Annotated in this window: 3 protein-coding genes; 1 reads left to right on the top strand and 2 read right to left on the bottom strand. The window is 58.4% G+C overall.

Annotation, left to right across the window (positions count from 1 at the left end; translation table 11 throughout):
- Positions 1-330, top strand: a 330-nt coding sequence (locus CUC53_RS17805; RefSeq protein ID WP_157798320.1) for an Hsp70 family protein, incomplete at its 5' end; no start/stop codon positions are given.
- A 193-nt stretch (positions 331-523) separates the two neighbouring features.
- Here the strand turns inward: CUC53_RS17805 and rluA are convergent.
- Positions 524-1,180 (bottom strand): bifunctional tRNA pseudouridine(32) synthase/23S rRNA pseudouridine(746) synthase RluA, encoded by a 657-nt coding sequence (gene rluA / locus CUC53_RS17800; RefSeq protein WP_100295351.1) that lies wholly within the window; start codon positions 1,178-1,180, stop codon positions 524-526.
- Between the two features lie 171 nt (positions 1,181-1,351).
- Positions 1,352-4,219, bottom strand: coding sequence for an RNA polymerase-associated protein RapA (rapA, locus tag CUC53_RS17795; protein ID WP_100295350.1), 2,868 nt, complete (start codon positions 4,217-4,219; stop codon positions 1,352-1,354).
- Positions 4,220-4,495: the final 276 nt, after the last annotated feature.

Genomic DNA, 4,495 nt, shown 5'->3' with positions numbered 1-4,495 from the left:
GCATCGATCCTCTCGGAGCAGCCGCTGAATCGCCAGTCGCTGGCCGAGCTGGAGAAAGGGCTGGAAGCTGAGCTGACCCGCGAGCAACTGGCCAACGCCTCTGCCCTGTTGCTGGAGAAAATTGGCGAGCTGATGGACGAAGCGATTGCCGCCGCCGGTGTGCAGCCGGATCGCATCTTCGTCACCGGCGGTAGCGCCCGCTCGCCGCTGATTGCCCGCTTTATCCGCCAGAAACTGCCGGCTATCCCGCTCGAAGGGGGGGATGATTTTGGTTCGGTCGCGGCAGGTCTGGCCCGTTATGCCGAGCGGCTTTATAGCAGCCAACCGTGAACCATGCCGAGCCGGGCACATCGCTTTTGATCTTCAAACGGGTGATATCGGTGAGGGGCTGCAATGGCCGAGAGGATCGATGCTGCTCGCAGTGAGAGAGCGGCGAGCCTCCTTGTTGTCAGGCCGTGCTAATAGCGGCGCCGGACCGTAATGTTGACGGTCGGCGCCAAGGCTGAGTGAGGCAGGTCGCCCACTAGCAGGAGAAAGGGGGCGGTGCGTCGAAGCGCATCCGCTCACCGCTACGGGGGTGACTGATGGTCAAGCTGGTCGCGTGCAGGTAGAGGTGGGGAGCGGCCGCCAGTGCATCCGGATGGGCATACAGGTTATCACCCAGAATGGGGTGCCCCAGCTCCAACATATGGACGCGCAGCTGGTGGGAGCGACCCGTGATGGGGGTCAGTTTGATTAGGCTGTTGCCATTTTCCACCTTCAATTTTTCCCACAGGGTCAGGGCGTGACGTCCCTCCTCAAAGTCAACTTTCTGTTTGGGCCGATTGGGCCAATCCAAACCTAGTGGCAGGTCGACCTCACCTGCGTCAGTCTCGGGCTCACCCCAGACCCATGCGAGGTAGTGCTTCTCGGTTTCCCGCTCGCGAAATTGTCGGCTCAGTTCCCGATGAGCATTAGGATTGAGGGGAATAATAATGACGCCAGTGGTGGACATGTCGAGGCGATGAGCTGCCGCCGCCTTGGGGTGCTGCTGTTTTACCCGATGGAGCACGCTGTCTTCATTCTCGGGGCCCCGCCCTGGGACGCTCAGCAGGCCAGTGGGTTTGTTGACCACCATGATGTCCTTGTCCTTGAACAGGATATCAAGCCAAGGTTCCTGGGGGGGAGCGTATACAAACATAGCGTCTCGCATCTTTGCTCAAAAGGGGGCAAGCCCCTAGCTGTTACGGGTCACCCCATGCCAAGCAGGGAATATGCCCTATCAGTCATGGGTGACCACCATAAAAAGTGGATGGCATCGAACTCACGTCGAGTCTGGTCGGTATCAACCAGCGATGCCTGCCCTGTTTCGTTAGTTGTGGGTGACCACGATAAAGCGGATCGCATCCAGCTTGAGCTGGGTCTGGTCGATCAGATGGTGCAGCTCTGCTTGCAGATTGCGCAGATAATCCAGTTCGCTGTCGCGCACGTTCGGGTTGACCACCTTGAGTGCTGCCAGACGATCCAGATCCTGCTGCAGGGTCTGCGCCATCTGGGCACGGCCCTTATCCACGATGTTGGCCTTGAGCTCGTCAGCAATCTCCTGACCTTGGCCAATCAGGCCATGGATCACCGGTTGAGACGCGGTGACCAGCTTGCTACCGAGGTGACGGTTAACTGGGGTCAGCTGGCGGTTGAAGGCATCAAACGCTACTTTTTCGCCTAAGTTATTGCCGTTCTTGTCCATCAGCAGCCGGATCGGGGTGGGTGGCATGAAGCGGTAGAGCTGGGAATGGGCCGCAGACTCGGCAACAAAAATCAGCTCCAGTAGAATGGAACCCGCAGGCAGCGCTTTGTTTTTGAGGAGCGCCACCGACGTTGCCCCGATTTCGGAGCCGAGGATCAGGTCGATACCGCCACGCATCATCGGGTGATCCCAAGAGAGCAGCGCCATATCATCCCGCGACAGGGCGGTCGTGCGATCAAAGGTAATGGTCATGCCATCTTGCGGCAGGCCCGGGAAGCTGGAGACCAGCATGTGATCCCCTGGGGTCAGCACCAGCGCGTTCTCGCCACGGTCATCCTGATTGACGCCAATCTCGTCGAACATCTTAAGCGCGAAAGAGATCATGGCGGTGTCATTATCTTCGGCGGCCAGCTGGTCGACCAATTGCTGGGCAGCGGCGCCACCGCTGGAGTGGATCTCCAGCAGGCGATCACGGCCCTGTTCCAGTCGTGCTTTGAGTGGCTCGTGCAGCTCGCGGGTACGGGTCAGCAGCGCATCGAGGGCCGCTTGCTCTCCGGTGTTGGCGGCCAGTAGCTCGAACAGCTCATCACGCACCGCTTCGAACACCGCGCGGGCGGTTGGGCAGGTCTGCTCGAACGCGTCCAGACCATCGTGATACCAACGCAGCAGGGCGTGCTGGGCAGTCCCTTCCAGATAGGGAACGTGGATCTCGACGGTATTCTGCTGACCAATACGATCCAGTCGGCCGATACGCTGCTCTAACAGGTCTGGGTTGAGCGGTAGATCGAACAGCACCAAGTGGCTGGCAAATTGGAAGTTGCGGCCCTCTGAGCCGATCTCGGAGCAGAGCAGCACCTGAGCGCCACCTTCATCTTGGGCGAAATAGGCTGAGGCTTTATCCCGTTCTAGGATCGACATCCCTTCGTGGAACACGGTTGCTCTGATGCCTTCGCGGGTTCGCAGTGCCTCTTCTAGGGCGATGGCGGTGGCGGCTTCGGAGCAAATAACCAGCACTTTTTGCTGGCGGGCCGAGAGCAGCAGCGCCAGCAGCCAGTCAACCCGTGGGTCGAATTGGGTCCAGCTGGCGTTGTCGCCTTCAAACTGTTGGAAGATCTTCTCGGGGTAGAGGTAGCGCAGGGCGCGGGTCTGTAGCTCGCCACCATTGCCACCCATCATGCCCATCACCTTGATGGCGGTCTTGTACTGCTCCGGCAGTGGCATCGGGTAGACGTTGAGATGACGCTCGGGGAAGCCCTGAATGTTGGCGCGACTGTTACGGAACAGCACCCGGCCGGTGCCATGCTGATCCAGCAGCTTGGCGACCGCCTGCTGGCGGGCCTCAGCATCGTTTAAGTCCAGTCCTTCAAGTTGGCTGGTGAGGATCTGTTTAGCTGCATCGCTTAGGGTCTCGCCATCCAGCAGCTCTTGGGCGGCGCTGGCGACTTGACCATAAGCCTGCTCCTCGGCGAGGAAGGCTTCGTAGTCGTAGAAACGCTCTGGATCGAGCAGGCGCAGGCGGGCAAAGTGGCTCTGGTGGCCAAGCTGGTCTGGGGTGGCGGTCAGCAGCAGCACGCCCGGCACCTGTTCGGCCAGTGCTTCCACCATTTCGTAGGCGCGGCTGGGGGCATCTTCGCTCCACTCCAGATGATGCGCTTCGTCGACAACCAGCAGATCCCACTCGGCTTCTAGCAGCTGTTCGAAGCGACGACGCTTCTTGCGCAGGAAGTCGAGGCTGCAGATCACCAGTTGTTCGGTCTCGAAGGGGTTCTCCGCATCGGCGAACGCCTCGATGCAGCGCTCCTCATCAAACAGGGAGAAGTGCAGGTTAAAGCGGCGCAGCATCTCAACCAGCCACTGGTGCTGCAAAGTCTCGGGCAGCAGGATCAATACCCGATGAGCGCGGCCGGAGAGCAGCTGTTGGTGAATGATCATGCCCGCTTCAATGGTCTTGCCCAGACCCACCTCGTCCGCCAGCAGTACACGCGGGGCGTAGCGGTGACCCACTTCGTGAGCAATATAGAGCTGGTGCGGGATCAGGCTGACTCGGCCACCGGCCAAGCCGCGGGTCGGATTAAGACGGCGCTTATGTTGATTGACCAGCGCCTCGTAGCGCAGGGTAAAGCGCGACATCCGATCGATCTGACCGGCGAACAGGCGATCCTGTGGCTTGTTGAACTTGATAAAGTTGTTGAGAAACACTTCCTTGAGGGCAACAGGCTCATCATTGTCGGTGCGCACACCGACATATATAAGCAGGCCATTTTTCTCCTGCACTTCGTCAACCGTCATGGTCCAATCTTCATGACTGGTGATTTGGTCGCCTACATTGAAGCTAACCCGGGTCACCGGCGCCTCTTCTTTGGCATACATGCGGTTTTCACCGGTAGCCGGAAACAACAGGGTAACCATGCGTCCCTCAATAGCAACGACAGTCCCCAACCCTAGATCCGTCTCGGTATCACTAATCCAACGCTGGCCAAGTGCAAAAGGCATTAAACTCTCCAAAGCCCAAGAGTGTGTGAATCGCAAAGGGGCGCTATGTTACCCGAAGGCGTGAGCGCGATCACCATGGATGTCGATACAACGAAGTCAAAGCGTACCAACTGTATGTATCGATGCGTGCGCCACTAAAAAGGTGAATAGCCTGATTAAACGAGAAAGAATGTAGAACAAATGTACTTTCTGGGTGATTCATGAACGTTTAAGTCAGAAAATCGAATTTAATTCGAAATCCCCCTTGCATGTGTGAGCTCGATCCCTATAATGCGC

It is taken from the genome of Aeromonas cavernicola (genome assembly GCF_002795305.1).
Taxonomy (GTDB): domain Bacteria; phylum Pseudomonadota; class Gammaproteobacteria; order Enterobacterales; family Aeromonadaceae; genus Aeromonas; species Aeromonas cavernicola.
This window is presented reverse-complemented; position numbering and strand designations above follow the sequence as displayed.